This is a genomic window from Kitasatospora sp. NA04385 (genome assembly GCF_013364235.1).
In the GTDB taxonomy this organism is placed as follows: domain Bacteria; phylum Actinomycetota; class Actinomycetes; order Streptomycetales; family Streptomycetaceae; genus Kitasatospora.
Genome location: NZ_CP054919.1, coordinates 8,101,684 through 8,119,344, shown reverse-complemented (window position 1 = coordinate 8,119,344; position 17,661 = coordinate 8,101,684). Strand labels below are relative to the sequence as shown.

Sequence of the window (17,661 nt, the reverse complement as noted above, 5' to 3'; positions counted from 1 at the left end):
TGCGGCAGCCTAGTACTGCTCCCCGGAAAAGTTCCCGGCAGATTCAGCCGACCGACCTGACCGCCCGGTCCGCGTACCGCAGCATCCCGTCGATGTCCCGCTCCATCTCGCGCAGTTCGCCGGGCTCCGCCGCGAGGAGGGCCTCGACGTCGATGGTGCCCACGGCGAGGCAGGAGGCCGCCACGGTCAGGAACTCCCGGTAGCGTTCCTGCTCCCCGGGGTCCAGCGACTCCCAGTCCCGGGGCTCCGGGGGCAGGCTCGCCGCCCACCGTTCGAGGGCGTGGGCGCCGTGGACCTGGATGTGCTCCAGGACGGCCGCGGCGCGCCCCGACGCCTCGACGGCGATGTCGAAGTTCCGCTGCGACCGGTCCAGTTGTGCCTGCACGGCGTCGGTCTCGGCGCGCGCCTGCCGCTCGTCCTTCTTGGCCCGGTGCCGCTTGAAGACGTAGAGGCCGGTGGCCGCCAGCACCACCGTCGGGGCGGCGACGATGCCTCCGAGCAGGAGCACCCCGCCCGCCATGCCCGCGCCGCCGGTGGCCAGCGTGCCGCCGCCCAGGACCGCGAGGGTCGCGTTCGTCGCGGCGGCCCCGTACAGCGCGGTGATCGCGGTTCCCGTGGAGGCCGTCCCGAAGGCCGCGGCGGCGGTGAAGGCGGTGTAGGCCGCGGCTCCGCCGACCGCCGCCCCGACCGCACCTCCGACCGCGGTGGCGGCCGTCCCCGCCGCGACGTCGCGGATCCCGGCAGCGATCCCGTCGGACATGGCCTGGACCCGCATCGGCGCAGGCAGCCCGTCCGGGCCCGCCGCCCCCGCTTCCTCCGGCTCGGCCGCCCCGCCGATGCCCGCGGCCAGTTCGACGAACCTCCGGAAGAACGCCTCGTGGGCGTCCTGGCTGGCGCCGGAGAAGGCTTCCGCGTACTCCTCGGCGATCTTCTGCCGCTGATCGTGGCGCTCGTCGACCTCGCGCCGGCGCCGCTCCGTCGCCTCGATCCGCTCGCGCAGCCTCCCCGGCGGCGGGCCCGGTTCCTCGGCCAGGAGCCCGGTGCGTTCCTTCGCCTCCTGCGCCAACTGCCCGGGGGTCAGGCCGAACGCGAGCGCGATGGCGGCCAGGCGGTACGTTCCGGGGCTGATCAGGCCGCGCTCGAAGCGCTCGATCAGGAGCGAGCCGCCCCTCCCGCACTCGGTCCGCCAGGCCAACTCCGCGCGGCTCATCGGGGGTTGCCGGGCCTCGCGATGCTCGCGGATCACCAGGCCCATCGCGTGCGCACTGAAGTCGTTCATCGGTTCCGGCCCCTCGGATCAGCAACTGCGGTGCTATCGGGACGACTTGGCTCCACGCGGCAGCGGCCCCTTCGGCTTCGGCGCGGACGGCGTTCCCGAGCCCGCAACCTAGCACCAGCCGGCGCGCCGGACCGGGCCGGTGCCGTGCTCCCGGCACACGCCCCCGCCCCAGCCCGGGCCGACGGGGCCGCTACGGCCTGACGTAGTGCCGGGTGTCGCGCGGCCGGCCGTCCGCCGACCGGTGGGTGGTCCGCAGGCCGGTGGGGCGGAAACCGGCGCGTTCGGCGGTGCGGATCGAGCCGGTGTTCCACGGCTCGACGTGCAGCTCCAGGCCGGGCAGGGCGAGTTCGTCCAGGGCCCAGTCGGCGACGGCGCCCAGGGCGGCCGTGGCCGCGCCCCGGCGGCGGGCGGAGGCCGCCACCCAGTAGCCGACGGTCGCCCGGCCGCGCAGCGGCAGTTCGCCCACCCAGAGGCCGACGTCGCCGACCGGACGGCCCGTCGGGTCGACGATCACGAAGGGGTAGCCGGTGCCGATCTCGGTCCGGCGCCGCTGGCTTTCCAGGTAGGCCGCCGCCCCGGCCTCGGTGTACGGCGCGGGCACGGTGGTGACCAGCGGGACGTACGGGTCGGCCGCCACCTCGCGGAGCAGACCGGTGTCCTCGGGGCCCCAGCGGCGCAGCCGGTAGCCGTGCGCGGCCGGGAGTTCCGGCACCGTCCGGGGCAGCGTCGGGGCGGTCGGCGGTGGGGTGCGGGTCGCTCTCACGGCGCCATCCTGCCGTAGCGGGGCCCGGAATCCCGTCCGGGGCGGCGGGCGATCGCAGTAGGCTCGTGGGCACACCGACTTCCCCATCCGGAACGGGAGTTCACCATGTCCGCCACCGCCCCGTCGCCGTCGCCGTCCCCGTCGCCGTCCCCGTCCGACCGCACGCCGCGGGACGTGCTGGCGCGCTACCGCCGGGCGGTGCTCGCCCTGGACGCGGACGCCCTCGCCGACCTGTACGCGCTGGACGCCGTGCACGAGTTCCCGTTCCGCTTCCCGGGGTTCCCGGAGCGCTACGAGGGCCGGGAGGCGGTGCGGGCCGGGTACCGGGCGGCGTGGGGGGCGAGCCCGGCCCGGCCGACCGCGGTCGAGGAGGGCGCCCTGCACGTGTCGGCCGACCCCGAGGTGCTGGTGGTGGAGCAGGTCGTGCGGGGCGAGATCGCGGGCGGCCGGGGCCCGTTCGCGGTGCCGGGCCTGCTGGTGCTGCGGGTCCGGGACGGGCTGATCGTGCACGTCCGCGACTACATGGACGGCCTGGCCGCCTCCGGCGCCCGGACCTCGGCCGAGCAGGAGTAGGTCAGCCGCGGGCCGCCGCCGCGGGGGTGCGCAGTGCGGGCAGCGTCCGGTCGAAGGCGGTGAGCAGCAGGAACAGCACCGCCGCCGCCAGCATGACCCAGGCCAGCTGGTGCATCCCCGCGGTGCCCGCGTGCGGCCCGTACGCGGCGGCGGTCGCGGCGGAGGCCACCATCGAGCCGAGGTAGGCGAAGGTGCGCAGCAGCCCGGCGGAGGAGCCGGTGCGGGCCGGGTCGGACTGCAGGAAGACGGAGTTCTGCAGGGCCAGCCCGTTGGCGCCCTGCGGGATGCCGAACACCACGGCCAGCACCAGCAGCGCCCACAGCGGGCTGTGCGCGCCCAGGGCCAGCATCAGCGCGCAGGCGGCGATCTGGCCGAGGCCGCCGACCAGCAGGGTCGCCCGGATGCCGCCGCGCCGCCCGGCCAGCACCGAGACGCCGATGCCGACCAGGAAGGTCGGTGCCTGTACCAGCCCGGCCTGCAGCGGCGTCAGCCCGAAGCCCTCCTCGGTCCACTGGGCGAAGCCGTACAGGAAGGCGTAGGCGACCACGTAGGCGGCCAGCGCGCGGGCGTAGGTGGCCAGCAGCGGGGTGTTGCCGCCGAGCACCTTGACGTCGATGAAGGGCTGTTCGGCGCGGCGCTCGCGGACGGTGAAGGCGACGGCGGCGGCGAGCGTGACCAGCGGCAGGTACCAGCGGTCGGGGTGCGGGTGCATCAGGAACAGCAGCAGCGAGAGCAGCAGGACGGCGAACAGGGCCATCCCGGGCAGGTCGATCCGCTTCAGCGGGCCGGTGCCCTCCCCCTCTGCCGGCTCCGGCCGCTGCCGGGGCAGGCGCAGCGCGCCGAGGGTGACGGCGAGCAGCGACAGCGGGACGTTCAGCGCGAAGGTGGCGCGCCAGCCACCGGCGCTGGTGAGCAGTCCGCCGAGCAGCGGGCCGATCACGGCGACGGTCTGGTTGGCGACGGCGAGCAGGGTGAGCACCCCGGCGGGGCTGTCGCGTCCGGTGCGCCGGGATTCGGCGCGCAGCAGCGCCATCGCGGCGGGGTAGCCGGCGCAGGTGCCGAAGCCGAGGACGACCCGGGCGGCGATCAGCGTCCCCAGGTTGGGCGCGAGCGTGCCGACGACACCGGCCACGCCGACCAGGCTGGTGCTGGCGAGGAAGAGCCGGCGCGGACCGAACAGGTCGATCAGCCGTCCCACCACGGGCTGCCCGAGCGCGGTGGCCAGGTAGAGCGCGGACACCAGCCAGGCGGTCTGCGCGGGCGAGGCGCCGAGCGCGGCACCGATCGGGACCAGCGCGACGGCGATGACGGTGGAGTTGATCGGATTGAGGACGGAGCCGAGCACCATCGGGGGGACGAGTCGGCGGTCGAGCGCGGGCGCCTCGGCCAGCCGGCCGCCGGGGGCGGTCGCGGTCGTACGGTCGGTCATGGTGCTTCTGCCGCTCGCTGGTCGTGGTCGGTTCGGGTGTGGCCGGTTCGGGTGTGGCCGGTTCGGGTGCGGCCGGTTGGATCGTGGTGAGTTCGGTCGCGGCCGGTTCGGGTGCGGTGGCCCGGGCGTGCCGGTCCGGGGCGGGCCGTCACTCCTGGACGATCCGTTCGAGGACGGCCATCGCCGCGATGACGGTCTGTCGCTCCTCCTCGGTGCACTTCTTCTGCAACTCGGCGGCCAACCACTCGCCGCGGGCCCGGCGGCCCTCCTCGGCGCGGCGGCGGCCCTCGGGGGTGAGACCGATCAGCACCCGGCGGCCGTCCTCCGGGTCCCGGCTGCGTTCGACCAGGCCCTGTCCGGCCAGGGTGGCGATGGTGGTGGCCATCGACTGGTGGCGCATCCCCTCGGCGACGGCGAGGTCGCTGGTGGTCAGGCCCCGGCCCTCGCTGTCCAGCAGCCGCCCCACGGTGGACGCCTGGGTCAGCGTGAAGTCCCCCGTCCCGGCCGCGGACCGGATGCGGCGGCGGAGCTTGCCGATCACCGACCGCACCTGCTGCGAGGCGCGCACGGCGGACGGTGCGGGGTCGGAGTCTTCGCTCATGCTCCCCACCCTAGGTTTCCCCCCGCCGAATGTACAGTTTCCCTGTAGATCTCCGCAGTGCCCCCGGAGTCGGGCGAAACCCGTTTGGCGCGGCGACGCGCCCGCTGCTACCTTTCCGGAGGCCGTGCAAGAGACCTTGGAGGTGGTACCCGTGAACGCAGTATCGACATGGGTGCTCCCCGCCGGGGCCACGGTCGGGCGGTAACAGGCCGTCCGGGAGCGCCGTTCCTGAGCACTCCCGAAAGGCACCACAGCCATGACCGCTGTGCACTTCACCTCCGAACAGCACCTCGACGGCGACGTCCTGGAGCGCGAGTTCCTCCTCGACGGAATCCCCGGTGTCCTGTGGACGCCCGCGTCCGCCACCGCCGACACGCCCGCGCCGCTGCTCCTGCTCGGCCTCCCGCCGCTCGGCCTGCGCCGGATGCACCCCCGGCTGGCGGCCCGGGCCCGGCACGCGGCCGCCGACGGCTTCGCCTCGGCCACCATCGAACTGCCCGGCAGCGGCGAGCGCCCCCGCGTCCCCGCCCTCGACCTGGCCCGCGCCGAGCTGCGCCGGGCCATCGAGGCCGGCGGGCCGGTGAGCGCGGAGGTCATCGACGCCGTGGTCCTGCCCCTGGTCGACCTGGCCGTCCCCGAGTGGCGGGCCGCGCTGGACGCCCTGCTGGCGCTGCCCGGCCTGGGCGGGCCGGTCGGCTACTCGGGCGGCGTCATCTCGATCGGCGTCCGCCTCGCCGCGGTCGAACCGCGCATCGCGGCCGCCGTCCTCTTCGCGGGCAGCCTGCTCCCCCGCGCCACCTTCGAGGAGGCCCGCCGGGTCACCGTCCCGCTGCACGTCCTGCTCCAGTGGGACGACGAGGGCAACGACCGGCAGGCCTCGCTGGACCTGTTCGACGCCTTCGCCTCGGCGGAGAAGTCCCTGAACGCCAACATGGGCGGCCACACCGGCGTCCCCGAGTACGCCGGGGAGGCCGCCGCCGGGTTCTTCGCCCGTCACCTGAAGCCGTAGGCACCACCTCGTCGGCGGTCCGGGCCCGCCGGGTTCCCGGGCCGCCGACGGGGCCGGGCCGACAAGGCCGGGCCGGACCGGGCAAGTCAGGTCAGGTCCGCAGGGTCAGGCCGGGCCGAGGAACGGGGTGACCTCGTCCAGCATGCCGGACAGCACGGCCGCGCCCTTCGCGAGCCGGGCGTCCGGGACGCGGGCCAGTTCCTCGGCCAGGCGCACCGCCCGGGCGTGGTCCTCCGGGAACACGCCCAGCACCTCGCGGACGGCGTCGCACACGTACTGCTCGTGCTGGACGTCGAGGTCCGCCAGCGCGGCGGCGAGGATCGCGGTCGCGGCCCGGTCGCCGCGCCGCAGCAGGGCCCGGGCGGTGTCCAGGGTGACGTAGGTGTCCCGGGGGTCGGCCAGCAGGGCGGTCAACGTCCGGGCCGCCGCCGGGAGTTCGGCGAACCCCGCGAGCGCCCGCCCGGCGTCGGCGCGGTCGGCGTAGTCCTCGCTGCCGGCCAGGGCGGCCAGGGCCGGCACGCACGCTTCCCGCAGTCCGGCGTCCACCCGCGGCGTCTCCTCTCGTCCTCGGCCGCGGCGTTCACGGCAGGGCGACACCGTACTCGGCCAGACCGGCGCGGAGGTGTTCGCGGTCGGTGCGGGCCAGCTGGTCGCCGGTGAAGTGCCGGTCGGTGGTGAGTTCGGCGACGCAGCCGGGAGGAGGGACGAACGTTTCTGCATCCTCCGGGCTCTCGAACTCGGCTTCGGCCAGGACCAGTCCGAGCAGCGGGCCCTCGAAGACGTCCACCCCGAGCGGGGGGACGCCGAGGCGGGTCCTGGTCAGTTCGGGGCCGGGCAGCGCGGCCAGCAGTCGGGCGTACTCCTGCTCGGAGAGCTGGAGGTCGGCGGGCGCGTCCGGGCGGACGGGCGGTTCGCGGGTGAGGCGGTAGCTGCACTCCCCGGTGTCGAGCCGCTCCACCCGGCTGAGGCGCAGGCAGGTGCCGTCCACGTACCGGTCGGTGATCCGGCGGGCGGCGGTGACGCTGCCGGGGGCGGGCACCCGGGCGAGCAGGAAACGGCGTTCCCGCTCGGCCCGGACGGACTCCCCCGGATGCGGTGCGTGCGGGACGTGCTGCGGGACGTGCGGCGTGTCCGGCGTGCGTGGCGGGTGCGGTGCATGTGCTGCGTACGGCGTGTGTGGTGCGTGCGGCGCGTGTGGTGCGGTGACGCCCCGGCGGGCGTCCTCCCCCGTGCGGTCCCCCATGGCGTGCTTCTCCCTCGTGCTCTCCCCCGTCGTGCCCGTGCCCCCGCCGCCCGGGGCGGCGGCCCGCACGGGCTCTCCGTCAGCCGCCCGCACCAGGACCCCCGTCGGTGCGGCGGGCGGCTGCCTCCAGAGTAGTGCGCGAACCGCTTCGGCACCGGGAGTGCGACCGAATGCCCCCGGGGTCCGCTCGGTTCCGTTCACCGAGCGGACGGTTGACGCGTCGACACGATCGCGGTCAGTCACCGAGGGAGGGGAACAGGCTGAGGAACGGGTCGGTGGTGACCGACATGCCGCGCCCGAACGGATCGTCGAAGTCCCAGATCAGGAAGAGCAGGAACCCGATCAGCGCGCTGAACGTGCCCGCCAGGATCAGTTCGCGCGGCGAGCGGCGGATCTGCAGGGCGAACATCATCCCGATGGTGACCACCGCGCCGATGCCGAGGCCGAACCAGACCACCCCGGGCATGGTCGGACCGACGTTGCCGCCACGGGAGTTGCGCGCCTCGTCGGCGGCGGCGATCCGGTCCAGCATCGACTGGTAGGCCTGCGCCTCGATGTCGCTCTGCGGCGCCCGCTCGGCCACGTCGGTGCGCAGCTTGGCGAGCAGCGCGGTGCCCTCGGGGCTGATCTCCCCGTGGGTGCGCATGTAGTGCCACTCGGTGTTCACCACGAACGAGACGTAGTCGTCGACGTCCTTGACCACCGTGGCGCGGTAGTCGGCGGGGAACACCTCGGCCCGGGCGCTGACCTCGTGCAGCGACTGGGCCTCGCGCTGCACGTCGTCCTGCGCGGCGGAACGGGACTCCCAGACGCCGGCGATCGCCAGGCCCAGCACGATCGCGTAGACCACGCCGATCATCATGGTGATGTACTCGATGACGTCCGGCGTTTCCGAGGTGTCCTCGTCCTCGTCGGCCCTGCGGTGTCTCACCAGCACGACCACGACGACGACCAGGCACGCCCCGGCCATCGCGAGGGCGAGTGCCAGCCATTCGGACATGACGGGTCCTCTCCTGAACTGTTCAGCTTGGAATGGGGTTTCGCGGATGTCCCGCGGGTGGGCTTCGGCTGACCGGCTGCGGGCCGGGAACGGCCTCGGGTCAGGACCGGCCGCGGCGTCCGGCGCCGCCGGACTTCCCGCGCGGGCGCAGCGCGGCGGCGGCGAGCACGGCGGGGACGGTCACCACGAGCATCGTGGTGGTGGTCGGGGTGCCGTGGTGCCTGGGCGCCGGGGCGGGCGGCGGGGGCGGCGGCAGGTGGACGACCTTGGGGGGCGCGGGCCTACTGGGCGGGGGGCTCGGGCTGGGCGTCGACGGGGCGGGGCTGGGGGCCGGCGCGGGCGGTGGCACCGCGCTGGGGGTGGGCCGGGCCGGGGTGGGCGCGGGCTTGGCGGGCACCGGCGCCGGTGGTGCGGGCACCGGGGTGGGCGTCGGCGTGGGCCTCGGCTTCGGTGTGGGTGTCGGCGTCGGCTTCGGTGTAGGCGTCGGCGTCGGTTTCGGCGTGGGCGTCGGGGTGGGTGTCGGGGTCGGCGTCGGTGTGGGCGTGGGTTTCGGCGTGGGGTGGCAGTGGTGCCAGTGGCCGTTGCCGTCCCCGTGGCCGTCGTGCCCGCCCTGCGGACGGAGCGGGACGCTGACCCCGCCGCCCGCGTCGACCTCGACGTGTACGCCGGGCGCGTCGACCGAGGTGTGCACCTTGACGCAGATGTCGAGGCGGTGTCCGTCGCCGCCGCCGTGCGCGACGGACGCGGCCTGGGTGGCTCCGGTGAGCACCGCGCAGATCACGGCGACGCCCGCCAGGGCGGTGGCGGCGCGGGCTCCGTTCCGGACCCGGACCCGGACGCGGACACCGCTCCTGGTACGGACACCGGCGCGGGCCCGGGTGCGGCCGGGTAAGGCCGGGGCCCCCGTTCTGCCGTCCGCCGACGGGCGGTCGTTGCGCTGCATGGGCGTGGTCCAACCTTCCGGTGGCTGTGGGCGATCGGGCATGGGGTGGTGCGGGACGGTGCGGTGCGCCGTGAGGCGGTGCGGTGCGCCGTGGCCCGCTGTCGCGCGCCCCCGCTTCGGGTACGGCCGAGGTGGCCGGAGCGCAGTCGAGGGCGCGTCGGAGGATCGGGCCGTTCCGCCCGCGGTGCCGGTGGGCGGGCCGCAGAAACGGATCGGCATGATCAATCCGACGCACCCTCAACGTGGTGCGCCGCCGTTTGGTTACGGCCGGCGGCGGCCGTTGGTGCGCGCTGCCGCTCAGCGGTGCGCGATCTCCACGTTCTCCAGCACGCCGAGCGCGTCCGGGACCAGGATGGCCGCCGAGTAGTACGCGGTGACCAGGTAGTTGATCACGGCCTTGTCGTCGATGCCCATGAAGCGGACCGACAGGCTGGGCTGGTACTCGTCCGGGATGCCGGTCTGGTGCAGGCCGATGACGCCCTGGTTGTCCTCGCCGGTGCGCATCACCAGGATGGAGCTGGTGTTCTCCGGCGTGATCGGGATCTTGCTGCAGGGCAGGATCGGGACGCCGCGCCAGGCCGGGACCTTGTGGCCCTGCATGTCGACGGTGTCGGGGTACAGGCCGCGGGCGTTGAACTCCCGGCCGAGGGCGGCGATCGCCTTCGGGTGGGCGAGGAAGAACTCGGAATCGCGGCGGCGGCTGAGCAGCTCGTCCAGGTCGTCGGGGGTGGCCGGGCCGGAGTGGGTCTGGATGCGCTGGTTGAACGAGCAGTTGGCGAGCAGGCCGAACTCGCGGTTGTTGATCAGCTCGTACTCCTGGCGCTCGCGCAGCGCCTCCACGGTGAGCTTGAGCTGCTGCTCGATCTGGTTCATCGGCTGGTTGTACAGGTCGGCGACCCGGGAGTGGACCCGGAGCACGGTCTGCGCGATGGAGAGCTCGTACTCGCGCGGCTTGAGCTCGTAGTCGACGAACGCGGTGGGCAGCAGGTGCTCGCCCTCGTGGCCGGCCGACATGGCGATCTCGGCCTCGCCGAGCTCGTTCTGCCGTTGCAGCGGGAGGCTGGCGAAGTCCCGGATGTGGGCCTGCAGGCTCTCGGACTGGGCGAGCACGGCCTCGAAGTCGGCCCGGCCGAGGGTCAGCAGGGTGCCGGCGGTCTTGGCGGTGGCGGTGTAGTCCCAGGTCGCGTCGGCGTCCAGCAGGGCGTTCTCGCCGAAGCGGTCGCCGTCGCCGAGGACGCCGACCACGGCGTCGTCGCCGTACTTGCCGGTGGAGACCTGGTTGATCTTGCCGTGCGCGACCAGGTGGATCTTGTCGGACGGGGTGCCGCGCTCGACCAGCACCTCGCCGGCCCGGAAATCGCGCTGCTGGCAGCGGTCGGCCAGGGCGCCGAGCACCTCGTCGTCCTCGTAGCCGCGCAGCAGGGCGAGTTCGCCGAGCTCCCGGGGGATGACCCGGACGTCGCCGCCGGTCTGGATGAACTCGATCCGGCCGTCGCCGACGGTGTAGGTCAGCCGGCGGTTGACCCGGTAGGTGCCGCCGGAGGTCTGGGTCCACGGGAGCATCCGCAGCAGCCAGCGGGAGGTGATCTCCTGCATCTGCGGCGCGGACTTGGTCGTGGTGGCCAGGTTGCGGGCCGCTGCGGTGGTGAGGCTGGTCTGCTGGCGCTGCGCCTGCTGAGTCTCCGGGCTGCTGTCCACGGACATCGGGCCGGGCTCTCCTTCGTCTCGCACGGATCTGACGGTCCGTCAGATCCGTGAACGTGTTGGGGCTTTGCTGGGGTGCGGGTGGGGCGGTGGGCAGAGGAAGCGAAAAACGCCGACGGAGGTCGGAAGGCGCTGTCACCGCGCTCCCCCGCCGCCTCCGGAACACTAGATCGTTCCGGCCCCGGGATCGGCCGTGCGGCCCCGCGTGCACCCGATTAGGTGAACCTTGGCCGCTGGAGGATTGGCGGTGCCGACACCGTGTCAGACGCGGTCGGCGCCGCCCGACCCGTGGTGGCACTGGTGCGCCGACGCCCCGGAGGCCGGTCGTGGCAACGCCCCCGGCGGGCGGGGGCGTTCGGGAGCGCGGGAGGGGCGTGCACCGGCGGGGGTTCCACCGACCGGGCGGCAGGGGTTCCACCGACCGGGCGGCGGGGGCCTCGCGGCCCGGGCCTACTTCCAGGCGACGGCCACCACGACCTCGGCCGCCGTGAGCGAGGCGACCGTGAAGAAGGCCCACGCCCGCTTGTTGCGCATGCCCACCAGGGCCACCGCCGCCAGCAGGACGTCCAGCCCCAGCTTGACCGCCATCTTCGGGTCCGACACCGGGAGGTCCAGCGACTTCCTGACCCAGATCAGCCCGGCGCCGGTGACCAGTTGGACGACCGCGCTGGTCACCACGTACCCGCCGACCACCGGGTCCTTGCCGCGCAGCTGGTAGAAGACGCCGCCCATGATCGCGGCGAACCCGAAGAGGTGGAAGACGAGGAACACGTACCGAAGGATTTCCATGCCGGTGATCTCTCTCGAGGACGGGACGGGCGGGGGTCTTTCCCGTGGAACCCGCACCTGAGAGCGTCCGGCGCTCCGGTTTGTGACATCGCCGGGCCGCCCCCGGCGGAAGGAGACCCGGATCACACCGCCGCCGGTCGGCGGCCGCGGCCCCTACAGCAGCGGGCCGGTCACCGGCAGCACCACCTGGCACGGCACCGCCCGCGGGTGGGCCGGGTCCAGCGCGTTCAGCACGTCGGTCAGCGCGACCGGGTCGTAGCCGATCTCCAGGTGGTCGGTGGCGTCCAGCGGGCACTGGTCCTGCACCAGGATGTTGGTGACGTGCGGGCCGGGCGGGAGGAAGGAGTTGGTGTAGGGGGTGACCACCTCGTCGTACCTGGTGGCGATCACGGTGTACTCGACGCCGGGGACCGTGCCGCCGTCGGCGTTCAGCGCGGTGAGGAACGGCGAGCCGACCTCCTGCTCCACGCAGGCCTGGCAGGGGCCGGACAGGAAGTCGTTGGCGGGCTCCAGGATGCGCAGTTGGCGGCCGAGTTCGGTGATGCCGTCCAGGGTGGTGCCGTAGTTGCTGGGGGCCAGCGCGACCAGTCGGCCGACCTTGGCCGCGCCGCCGAGGTTCTTCAGGTAGTAGCGCGGCAGCATGCCGCCCTGCGAGTGCCCGACCAGGTCGGCCTTCGCGGCGCCGGTGGCGGCCAGCACCCGGTCCACGAAGGCGGCCAGCGTCCTCGCCCCGTCGGCGATCGGCCCGGTGCCCTGGACCGGCGAACCGGCGGACGGGCCGCCGTAGTCGAAGGCGTAGACGCAGTAGCCCTGGTTGGCCAGCAGCGGGGCCGCGCCGCCCCAGTTGTCGTTCTGGTTCTCCAGCGTGCCGTGCACCAGCACCACCGGGCGGGGGTGGGCCGCGGACGGCCGGCAGGACCAGTCGTTGGCACCGGCCGGGCTCGCCCCCGGGAAGAAGAAGCCCTTGACGAAGCCGATGGCGAAGTGGGTCTCCACCGGACGGTTCCCGGCCGCCGCCGCGGGCTCGGCCGCCGCCGCGAGCAGTCCCGTCGCCACGACCGCCGCGAGCACCGCGGCCCGTACGCCGTTCCTCCGCATTCCGCACACCTTCCGTTCCGTGTCCGTCCCGTTTCCGGAATTGCGCCGAACTCCCCGGCGGTTTCTCCGGTGTTCCTCCGGCGTTTCTCCGGTTCGCCCAGAAGCTAGGATCGCCGTGACGGTCCGTCAACACGCGGCGCGGCCCGCCGCGGAAAGTCCATCCGTACGTGCCAGGAATTGACTCCCCCCTCCGGCAGAACTGTCACCCGGGTCAGCGTTTCCGTCCGCGCCGGGCGCCGGACGGGGCCGCAAGCTTGTGCCGGACCTATTGACCCGCGGGTAACACCGCCGCATACTCCCCGTGTCCCGACCGAACCGGCGGCCGCCGCGCCGGGGTCGTGCCGGGGATCGGACGGACGGATTATCGCTACCCCGAGGAGCGGAATTGGCCGGACCGTGGGAGGGGCTTCCCCGCGATTTCTCCACCGAACTCAGGGCCGAGCAGCAATCCCTCGCGACCGAGATCATCCGGGAGATCAGATCCGCCGTCCCGGAATTCTCCCGCCCCCTCTCCGGGCAATTCGGCGCCGGAATCCAGCAGGGCGTGGAGACGGCGCTCGCCGAGTTCACCGACCGGGTCGCCGGGCTGACCGCGCCCGGCCCGCGCCAGCTGCGGGTGTACCGCTCGCTCGGCCGGGGCGAGCTCTCCGAGGGCCGCAGCCTGGACGCCCTACAGGCCGCGTTCCGGCTCGGCGCCCGGATCGCCTGGCGCCGGTACGCCCGGGTGGCCCGCCGCCGCGGGCTGGCCGCCGAGCAGTTGGTCACCCTGGCCGAGGCGGTGTTCGCGCACATCGACGAGGTCGCGGCGGCCAGCGTCCAGGGCTACGTGGACGCCCGCACCGACCGGGCCGGGGCGCTCGGCCGGGCCCGGCACCGGCTGCACGACCTGCTGCTGGCGGGCGCCGACCCGGCCGAACTCGCCGCCGCCGCCCGCCTCGCGGACTGGCCGCTGCCCGCGCAGGTCGCCGCCGTCGCCCTCGACCCGCGCCCGGCGGTCCGCCCGCCCGGGCCGCCCCGGCCCGGCTGCCCGACCAGGTGCTGGCCGGGCTGGACGTCCCGCAGCCGCACCTGCTGCTGCCCGACCCGGCCGTCCTGCTCGCCGATCCGCGGCTCGCGGCCGCGCTGCACGGGCGCGGCGCGGTGATCGGCCCGGCGGTGCCGCCCGCTCTCGCCGCGCAGTCGCTGCGCTGGGCCCGCCTGGTCCGCGCCGCCCTGCCGGAGGCCCCGCAGCGCCCGGTGGACTGCCGCGAGCGCTACGCGGACCTGCTGCTGCTCACCGACCCCGTGCTGGTCCGGCTGATCGCCGAACGCCGGCTGGCCCCGCTCGCCCCGCTCACCCCCAAGCAGCGCGACCGCCTCGCCGCGACGCTGCTCGCCTGGCTCCAGACCGGCCGCGGTACCGCCCCCGAGGTCGCCGCCCGCCTCGGCATCCACCCGCAGACCGCCCGCCAGCGCCTGCACCGCGTCCACCAGCTCTTCGGCTCCGCCCTCGCCTCCCCCGACACCCGCCTCGAACTGGAGATCGCCCTCCGCGCGACCCCCACCGCTCCCACCACCCCGAACCCCACCCGGCCGCCCGGCGGCTGACCTGGCGTCACCGGTTCGCGGACGTCGCACTAGCATCCGGAACGACCGGTGGACGTGGGAGGGGAGCCGACATGCTGGACGTACTGGACGCAGTGGGCGGGCCGCACGGGCTGGACGAGGTGTGCGGGCGGGTGCTGGCGGAGACCGGCTGCCCGTCGGTGAGCGTGGCCGTGGCGGCGGGCCGGGAGGTGGTGCTCGCCCGGGCGTACGGGTGGGCGGACGTCGCGGCGGGGCGGGCGGCGACGCCGGGAACGGCGTACGGGCTGGCCTCGGTGACCAAGGCGTTCACCGGGGTCGCGGCGGGCCTGGCCGCGGACCGGGGCCTGCTGGACCTGGACGCGCCGGTGTCCGGACGGTTCGAGCACGCGGCGCCGACGGTGCGCCAACTGCTGCGGCACCGGGGCGGCTTCCCCGGGTACTACGACTTCTCCTACCACCCGGTCGGCACTCCGGCACCGATCGACCCGGCCCGCTACCGCAGGCAACTGCACGAGCCGGGCGGGGAGTTCGAGTACTCCAACCTCGGCTACCAGGAGGTCGGCCGGGTGCTGGAGGAGGCCACCGGACGGGAGTTCGGCGCGCTGCTGCGGGAGTGGATCGCCGAGCCGCTCGGGCTGGAGGGCTTCGCCTTCGGTCCGGTCCACCCCGGCCCCGCCCCGGCGGCGGTGCGCTACACGCCGGACGGGCGGACGTACCCGGCCTCGCCCGACGGACACCCGGCGGCGGGCGCGGGCTGGGCCACCGCCGGTGACGTCGCGCTGTTCGCCCGCCGCTCGGCCGGGCTGCTGGCGCCCGGCACCGCCGCGGCCGTCCTGGAGGGGCCCGCCATCGCCCCCGGCGGAAAGCTGCGGTACGGGCTGGGGCGGGTCGTCCAGCGCACGGCGGACGGGTCGGTGATCGGCAGCCACGGCGGCGGGATGGGCGGCGTCTCGACGATGCTGATCGACCTGCCCGGACGGGAGCTGTCGGTCGCGGTGCTCGCCAACTCCACCGACAAGTCCGCCCGCGACGCGCTGGTCGCGCACCTGATGGGCGTGCTGGCCCCGGAGTTCGACCTCGAACACCTGGCACCGGCCGACGGGTCGGACCTGCCGCTCGCCCTGCCGCCGGGCACCTGGTCCGGCGAGGTCGCCACCCACGACGGCGCCGTCCCGCTGGCGCTCACCGCGCTGCCGGACGGCCGGGTGGAGGTCCGGCTGGCCGACCTGCCCCCGGTCGCCGTCCCCGCCACCGCCTCCCACCGCTGGGACGTCCGCCTCGCCGCGCCGCTCCAACTGCCCACGGCGGACGCCCGGTTGAACAGCCCCGCGCTCGGCCTCCAGCTGCGCCTGCGGGACGGCGCCCTGACCGGCCGGGCCGTCGCCTTCAAGGACGGCGACCGGGAGGGCTTCCTCGGCCCTTACCTCCCCCACCCCTGCGCGCTCCGCCGCCGGGACTGACCGCGACCCGCCCGCCGCCGCTCAGCCGTCCTCGGCGCCGCACTCTCCTTCGCCCGCTCCTTCGCCCGCTCCCCGGAAGAACGCGGCGACGCGGCGGCCGCCCGCCGGGGAGGTGATCATCTCCAGGATCCGGGCCGACTGGGCGGCGACCCCGGCGGTGCGGGCGAACATCTCCTCCTCGTAGGCCCGCAGGGCGGCGTCGGGGTCCTCGGGGGTGGCGGCGAGGGCGGTGGCGAGCTCCAGGGCGTCGCGCATCGCGGCGTTGGCGCCGTGGCCGACGGGGGGCATCAGGTGGGCGGCGTCCCCGAGCAGGGTGAGGCCGGGGCGGTGCGGCCAGCGCAGGCCGACCGGGAGGGCGGTGAGGGCCCGGGGGGTGAACGGACCGGCGCAGGCCGCCAGCAGGGCCCGGCACCCGGGCGTCCAGTCGGCGAACAGCGGGAGCAGCGCGGCCCGGGCGGCGTCGGGGTTCTCGAACGGGATGCCGCAGCCGGCGAGCCAGTCGGCGGCGCGGTCGGCGGGGCCGTGGAAGGACAGGCCGATCCGGACGGAGCCGTCGCTGCAGCGCTGGGCGACGAACGAGCGGCCCTCGCCCATCACCCAGTAGCTGCCCCGGCCGACCACGGCGGCGAGGTCGGGGTGGTGGCGGTCGATGTCGGGGATCACGCCCTCGACGGTGTTGACGCCCAAGTGCTCCGGCACGGCGGGGGTGAGCAGCGGCCGGAGGCGGGAGTGCGCGCCGTCGGCGCCGATCACCACCCGGTGCTCGGCCCGGCCGCCGTCGGCGAACTCCAGCCGCCAGCCGCCGGGCCCGGGCCCGGGTCCGAGCTCGGGGTCGGTCGGGGTGGCGGTGCGCAGGGTGCGGCCCCAGGCGACGGTGCCGGGCGGGAGGGAGTCCAGCAACAGGTCGCGCAGGTCGGCGCGGTCGATCTCGGGGCGCAGCGCGGGCGAGTCGGCCGGGGTGTCGTCGCGGTGCAGCACGGTGCCGGTGTGGTCGAGCAGCAGCATGTCCTCCCCCTCCGGGCGGGCGTGGCGGCGGAACGCCCGCGTCAGCCCGGCGGCGCGCAGGGCGCGCTGCCCGGTGTCCGCGTGCAGGTCGAGCGTGCCGCCCTGGGTGCGGGCCGCCCGCCCGGCGTCGCGCTCGTACACCGTGACGCGGGTGCCGTGCAGGGTGAGCAGCCGCGCCAGGGTCAGCCCGCCCGGGCCGCCGCCGACGATCGCCACGTCCGCCGTGTGTGCCATGTCCTGCCGTCCCCCTGGTCCGTCCGCCGCTGCCGATACACCGTATCGACTCGATACACTGTATCGCAACGACTCCCCGTATCGTGTTCCCGCACCTCCCGCGCCACCTCGCACCACCGAACGGAGACCGCTCCCCATGACGTCCTCTCACGATGCCGACACCGGGTCCGGCGCCGGTCCCGGGCTGGTCTGGGAGCGTCCGGAGCCGCCGGAGCGGCGCTCGCCGGCGCCGCTGAGCCGGGCGCTGATCGTCGGCGCGGCGCTCGAACTGGCCGACGCGGACGGGCTGGAGGGGGTGTCGATCCGGCGGGTCGCGGCGGCCCTGGAGGTCGGCCCGATGCGGCTGTACGGGTACGTGGAGACCAAGGCCGAGCTGCTGGAGCTGATGGTGGACGCGGTGTACGGGGAGATCGCCCCGGCCGCACCCGCCGCCCGGTCGGCGGTGCGGGCGGCACCGACGGGGTGGCGGGAGGAGCTGCGGGAGATCGCCGGGCGGCACCGGGCGGCCGCACTGCGGCACGAGTGGTTCATCGAACTGCTGGGCGGGCGGCCGCACCTGGGGCCGAACGCGCTGGCCGCCCGGGAGGCCGCGCTGTCCGTGCTGTGGGGCGTACCGGGCTTCGCCGGGCAGCCGACCCGGGTGCAGCAGGCGGCGGGGGTGTTCCACGCGTACCTGGCGGGCCGACTGCGGGTGGAGGTGGCGCAGCGTCAGGCGGAACGGACGGAGGGGCGTTCGGAGCACGAGTGGCAGGTGGCGATGGGGCCGTACGTGATGCGGGTGCTGGCCGAGGGGCGGCACCCGACGATCGCCGAGGTGATGGCGGCGGCCGACCACCTGACGCCGGGCGAGTCGTTCGCGGCGGGCCTGGAGATGGTGCTGGACGGGATCGCCGCCCAGGTGTCCTGACCCGGTCCGGGAGGGTCGGACGCCCGGAAGCGAAGAGCCGGAAGCGAAGAGCCGGAAC

At 75.2% G+C, this 17,661-nt stretch carries 18 protein-coding genes; 6 read left to right on the top strand and 12 right to left on the bottom strand.

The genetic code is table 11. The features are described from left to right. Positions 1 to 43: 43 nt before the first annotated feature. Both HUT16_RS36000 and HUT16_RS35995 read right to left on the bottom strand, forming a co-directional pair. Complete coding sequence (locus HUT16_RS36000; RefSeq protein ID WP_176192194.1) at positions 44 to 1,279, bottom strand: helix-turn-helix domain-containing protein; 1,236 nt, start codon at positions 1,277 to 1,279, stop codon at positions 44 to 46. Between the two features lie 190 nt (positions 1,280 to 1,469). Beyond that, a complete protein-coding gene (locus tag HUT16_RS35995; protein ID WP_254898165.1) occupies positions 1,470 to 2,042 on the bottom strand; it encodes a GNAT family N-acetyltransferase in 573 nt (190 codons plus the stop codon). 105 nt (positions 2,043 to 2,147) lie between these two features. Between HUT16_RS35995 and HUT16_RS35990 the strand changes: the two genes are divergently transcribed. Continuing rightward, complete coding sequence (locus HUT16_RS35990) at positions 2,148 to 2,615, top strand: nuclear transport factor 2 family protein (protein ID WP_176192192.1); 468 nt, start codon at positions 2,148 to 2,150, stop codon at positions 2,613 to 2,615. A gap of 1 nt (position 2,616) precedes the next feature. Here HUT16_RS35990 and HUT16_RS35985 read toward each other — a convergent pair whose 3' ends face one another. Then, positions 2,617 to 4,044, bottom strand: a complete 1,428-nt coding sequence (locus tag HUT16_RS35985) for an MFS transporter (protein ID WP_176192191.1) — start codon at positions 4,042 to 4,044, stop codon at positions 2,617 to 2,619. 148 nt (positions 4,045 to 4,192) lie between these two features. Continuing rightward, positions 4,193 to 4,645, bottom strand: a complete 453-nt coding sequence (locus tag HUT16_RS35980; RefSeq protein ID WP_176192190.1) for a MarR family winged helix-turn-helix transcriptional regulator — start codon at positions 4,643 to 4,645, stop codon at positions 4,193 to 4,195. Positions 4,646 to 4,910: 265 nt separating this feature from the next. Between HUT16_RS35980 and HUT16_RS35975 the strand changes: the two genes are divergently transcribed. Next, positions 4,911 to 5,654 (top strand): alpha/beta hydrolase, encoded by a 744-nt coding sequence (locus tag HUT16_RS35975; RefSeq protein WP_176193048.1) that lies wholly within the window; start codon positions 4,911 to 4,913, stop codon positions 5,652 to 5,654. Between the two features lie 105 nt (positions 5,655 to 5,759). Here the strand turns inward: HUT16_RS35975 and HUT16_RS35970 are convergent, their stop codons facing one another. The 7 genes from HUT16_RS35970 to HUT16_RS35940 all read right to left on the bottom strand — a co-directional run bounded on the left by HUT16_RS35970 (position 5,760) and on the right by HUT16_RS35940 (position 12,431). Next, complete coding sequence (locus HUT16_RS35970) at positions 5,760 to 6,200, bottom strand: hypothetical protein (protein ID WP_176192189.1); 441 nt, start codon at positions 6,198 to 6,200, stop codon at positions 5,760 to 5,762. A gap of 34 nt (positions 6,201 to 6,234) precedes the next feature. After that, positions 6,235 to 6,897: a hypothetical protein gene (locus HUT16_RS38980; protein ID WP_254898164.1), complete on the bottom strand. Its 663-nt coding sequence runs from the start codon at positions 6,895 to 6,897 to the stop codon at positions 6,235 to 6,237. Positions 6,898 to 7,132: 235 nt separating this feature from the next. Further along, positions 7,133 to 7,897, bottom strand: coding sequence for a DUF4239 domain-containing protein (locus HUT16_RS35960; RefSeq protein ID WP_176192188.1), 765 nt, complete (start codon positions 7,895 to 7,897; stop codon positions 7,133 to 7,135). Positions 7,898 to 7,997: 100 nt separating this feature from the next. Continuing rightward, positions 7,998 to 8,840 (bottom strand): hypothetical protein, encoded by an 843-nt coding sequence (locus HUT16_RS35955; RefSeq protein WP_176192187.1) that lies wholly within the window; start codon positions 8,838 to 8,840, stop codon positions 7,998 to 8,000. Positions 8,841 to 9,137: 297 nt separating this feature from the next. Next, the gene (locus HUT16_RS35950; RefSeq protein WP_176192186.1) at positions 9,138 to 10,544 is read right to left on the bottom strand and encodes a family 2B encapsulin nanocompartment shell protein; all 1,407 of its coding nucleotides are present in this window, start codon (positions 10,542 to 10,544) and stop codon (positions 9,138 to 9,140) included. A gap of 450 nt (positions 10,545 to 10,994) precedes the next feature. Continuing rightward, a complete protein-coding gene (locus tag HUT16_RS35945) occupies positions 10,995 to 11,333 on the bottom strand; it encodes a hypothetical protein (protein ID WP_176192185.1) in 339 nt (112 codons plus the stop codon). 153 nt (positions 11,334 to 11,486) lie between these two features. Further along, positions 11,487 to 12,431, bottom strand: coding sequence for a triacylglycerol lipase (locus HUT16_RS35940; RefSeq protein ID WP_176192184.1), 945 nt, complete (start codon positions 12,429 to 12,431; stop codon positions 11,487 to 11,489). Between the two features lie 385 nt (positions 12,432 to 12,816). Between HUT16_RS35940 and HUT16_RS35935 the strand changes: the two genes are divergently transcribed. The 3 genes from HUT16_RS35935 to HUT16_RS35925 all read left to right on the top strand — a co-directional run bounded on the left by HUT16_RS35935 (position 12,817) and on the right by HUT16_RS35925 (position 15,457). Further along, complete coding sequence (locus HUT16_RS35935) at positions 12,817 to 13,575, top strand: hypothetical protein (RefSeq protein WP_176192183.1); 759 nt, start codon at positions 12,817 to 12,819, stop codon at positions 13,573 to 13,575. Further along, the gene (locus tag HUT16_RS35930; protein ID WP_176192182.1) at positions 13,467 to 14,018 is read left to right on the top strand and encodes a helix-turn-helix domain-containing protein; all 552 of its coding nucleotides are present in this window, start codon (positions 13,467 to 13,469) and stop codon (positions 14,016 to 14,018) included. The genes HUT16_RS35935 and HUT16_RS35930 overlap by 109 nt, the downstream gene beginning before the upstream one ends. A 71-nt stretch (positions 14,019 to 14,089) precedes the next feature. Next, the gene (locus HUT16_RS35925; RefSeq protein ID WP_176192181.1) at positions 14,090 to 15,457 is read left to right on the top strand and encodes a serine hydrolase; all 1,368 of its coding nucleotides are present in this window, start codon (positions 14,090 to 14,092) and stop codon (positions 15,455 to 15,457) included. Positions 15,458 to 15,478: 21 nt separating this feature from the next. On the opposite strand, the gene HUT16_RS35920 is transcribed toward HUT16_RS35925, so the two are convergent. After that, positions 15,479 to 16,696: an NAD(P)/FAD-dependent oxidoreductase gene (locus HUT16_RS35920; RefSeq protein ID WP_176192180.1), complete on the bottom strand. Its 1,218-nt coding sequence runs from the start codon at positions 16,694 to 16,696 to the stop codon at positions 15,479 to 15,481. 136 nt (positions 16,697 to 16,832) lie between these two features. On the opposite strand from HUT16_RS35920, the gene HUT16_RS35915 reads away from it, so the two are divergent. Next, a complete protein-coding gene (locus HUT16_RS35915) occupies positions 16,833 to 17,603 on the top strand; it encodes a TetR/AcrR family transcriptional regulator (RefSeq protein WP_176192179.1) in 771 nt (256 codons plus the stop codon). Positions 17,604 to 17,661 lie beyond the last annotated feature (58 nt).

Bases quoted from the DNA above. Each gene is read 5' to 3' on its own strand.
- HUT16_RS35945 (WP_176192185.1), bottom strand. From the start codon at position 11,333: ATGGAAATCCTTCGGTACGTGTTCCTCGTCTTCCACCTCTTCGGGTTC.
- HUT16_RS35955 (WP_176192187.1), bottom strand. From the start codon at position 8,840: ATGCAGCGCAACGACCGCCCGTCGGCGGACGGCAGAACGGGGGCCCCG.
- HUT16_RS36000 (WP_176192194.1), bottom strand. From the start codon at position 1,279: ATGAACGACTTCAGTGCGCACGCGATGGGCCTGGTGATCCGCGAGCAT.
- HUT16_RS35985 (WP_176192191.1), bottom strand. From the start codon at position 4,044: ATGACCGACCGTACGACCGCGACCGCCCCCGGCGGCCGGCTGGCCGAG.
- HUT16_RS35980 (WP_176192190.1), bottom strand. From the start codon at position 4,645: ATGAGCGAAGACTCCGACCCCGCACCGTCCGCCGTGCGCGCCTCGCAG.
- HUT16_RS38980 (WP_254898164.1), bottom strand. From the start codon at position 6,897: ATGGGGGACCGCACGGGGGAGGACGCCCGCCGGGGCGTCACCGCACCA.
- HUT16_RS35920 (WP_176192180.1), bottom strand. From the start codon at position 16,696: ATGGCACACACGGCGGACGTGGCGATCGTCGGCGGCGGCCCGGGCGGG.
- HUT16_RS35915 (WP_176192179.1), top strand. From the start codon at position 16,833: ATGACGTCCTCTCACGATGCCGACACCGGGTCCGGCGCCGGTCCCGGG.
- HUT16_RS35925 (WP_176192181.1), top strand. From the start codon at position 14,090: ATGCTGGACGTACTGGACGCAGTGGGCGGGCCGCACGGGCTGGACGAG.
- HUT16_RS35990 (WP_176192192.1), top strand. From the start codon at position 2,148: ATGTCCGCCACCGCCCCGTCGCCGTCGCCGTCCCCGTCGCCGTCCCCG.
- HUT16_RS35950 (WP_176192186.1), bottom strand. From the start codon at position 10,544: ATGTCCGTGGACAGCAGCCCGGAGACTCAGCAGGCGCAGCGCCAGCAG.
- HUT16_RS35960 (WP_176192188.1), bottom strand. From the start codon at position 7,897: ATGTCCGAATGGCTGGCACTCGCCCTCGCGATGGCCGGGGCGTGCCTG.
- HUT16_RS35940 (WP_176192184.1), bottom strand. From the start codon at position 12,431: ATGCGGAGGAACGGCGTACGGGCCGCGGTGCTCGCGGCGGTCGTGGCG.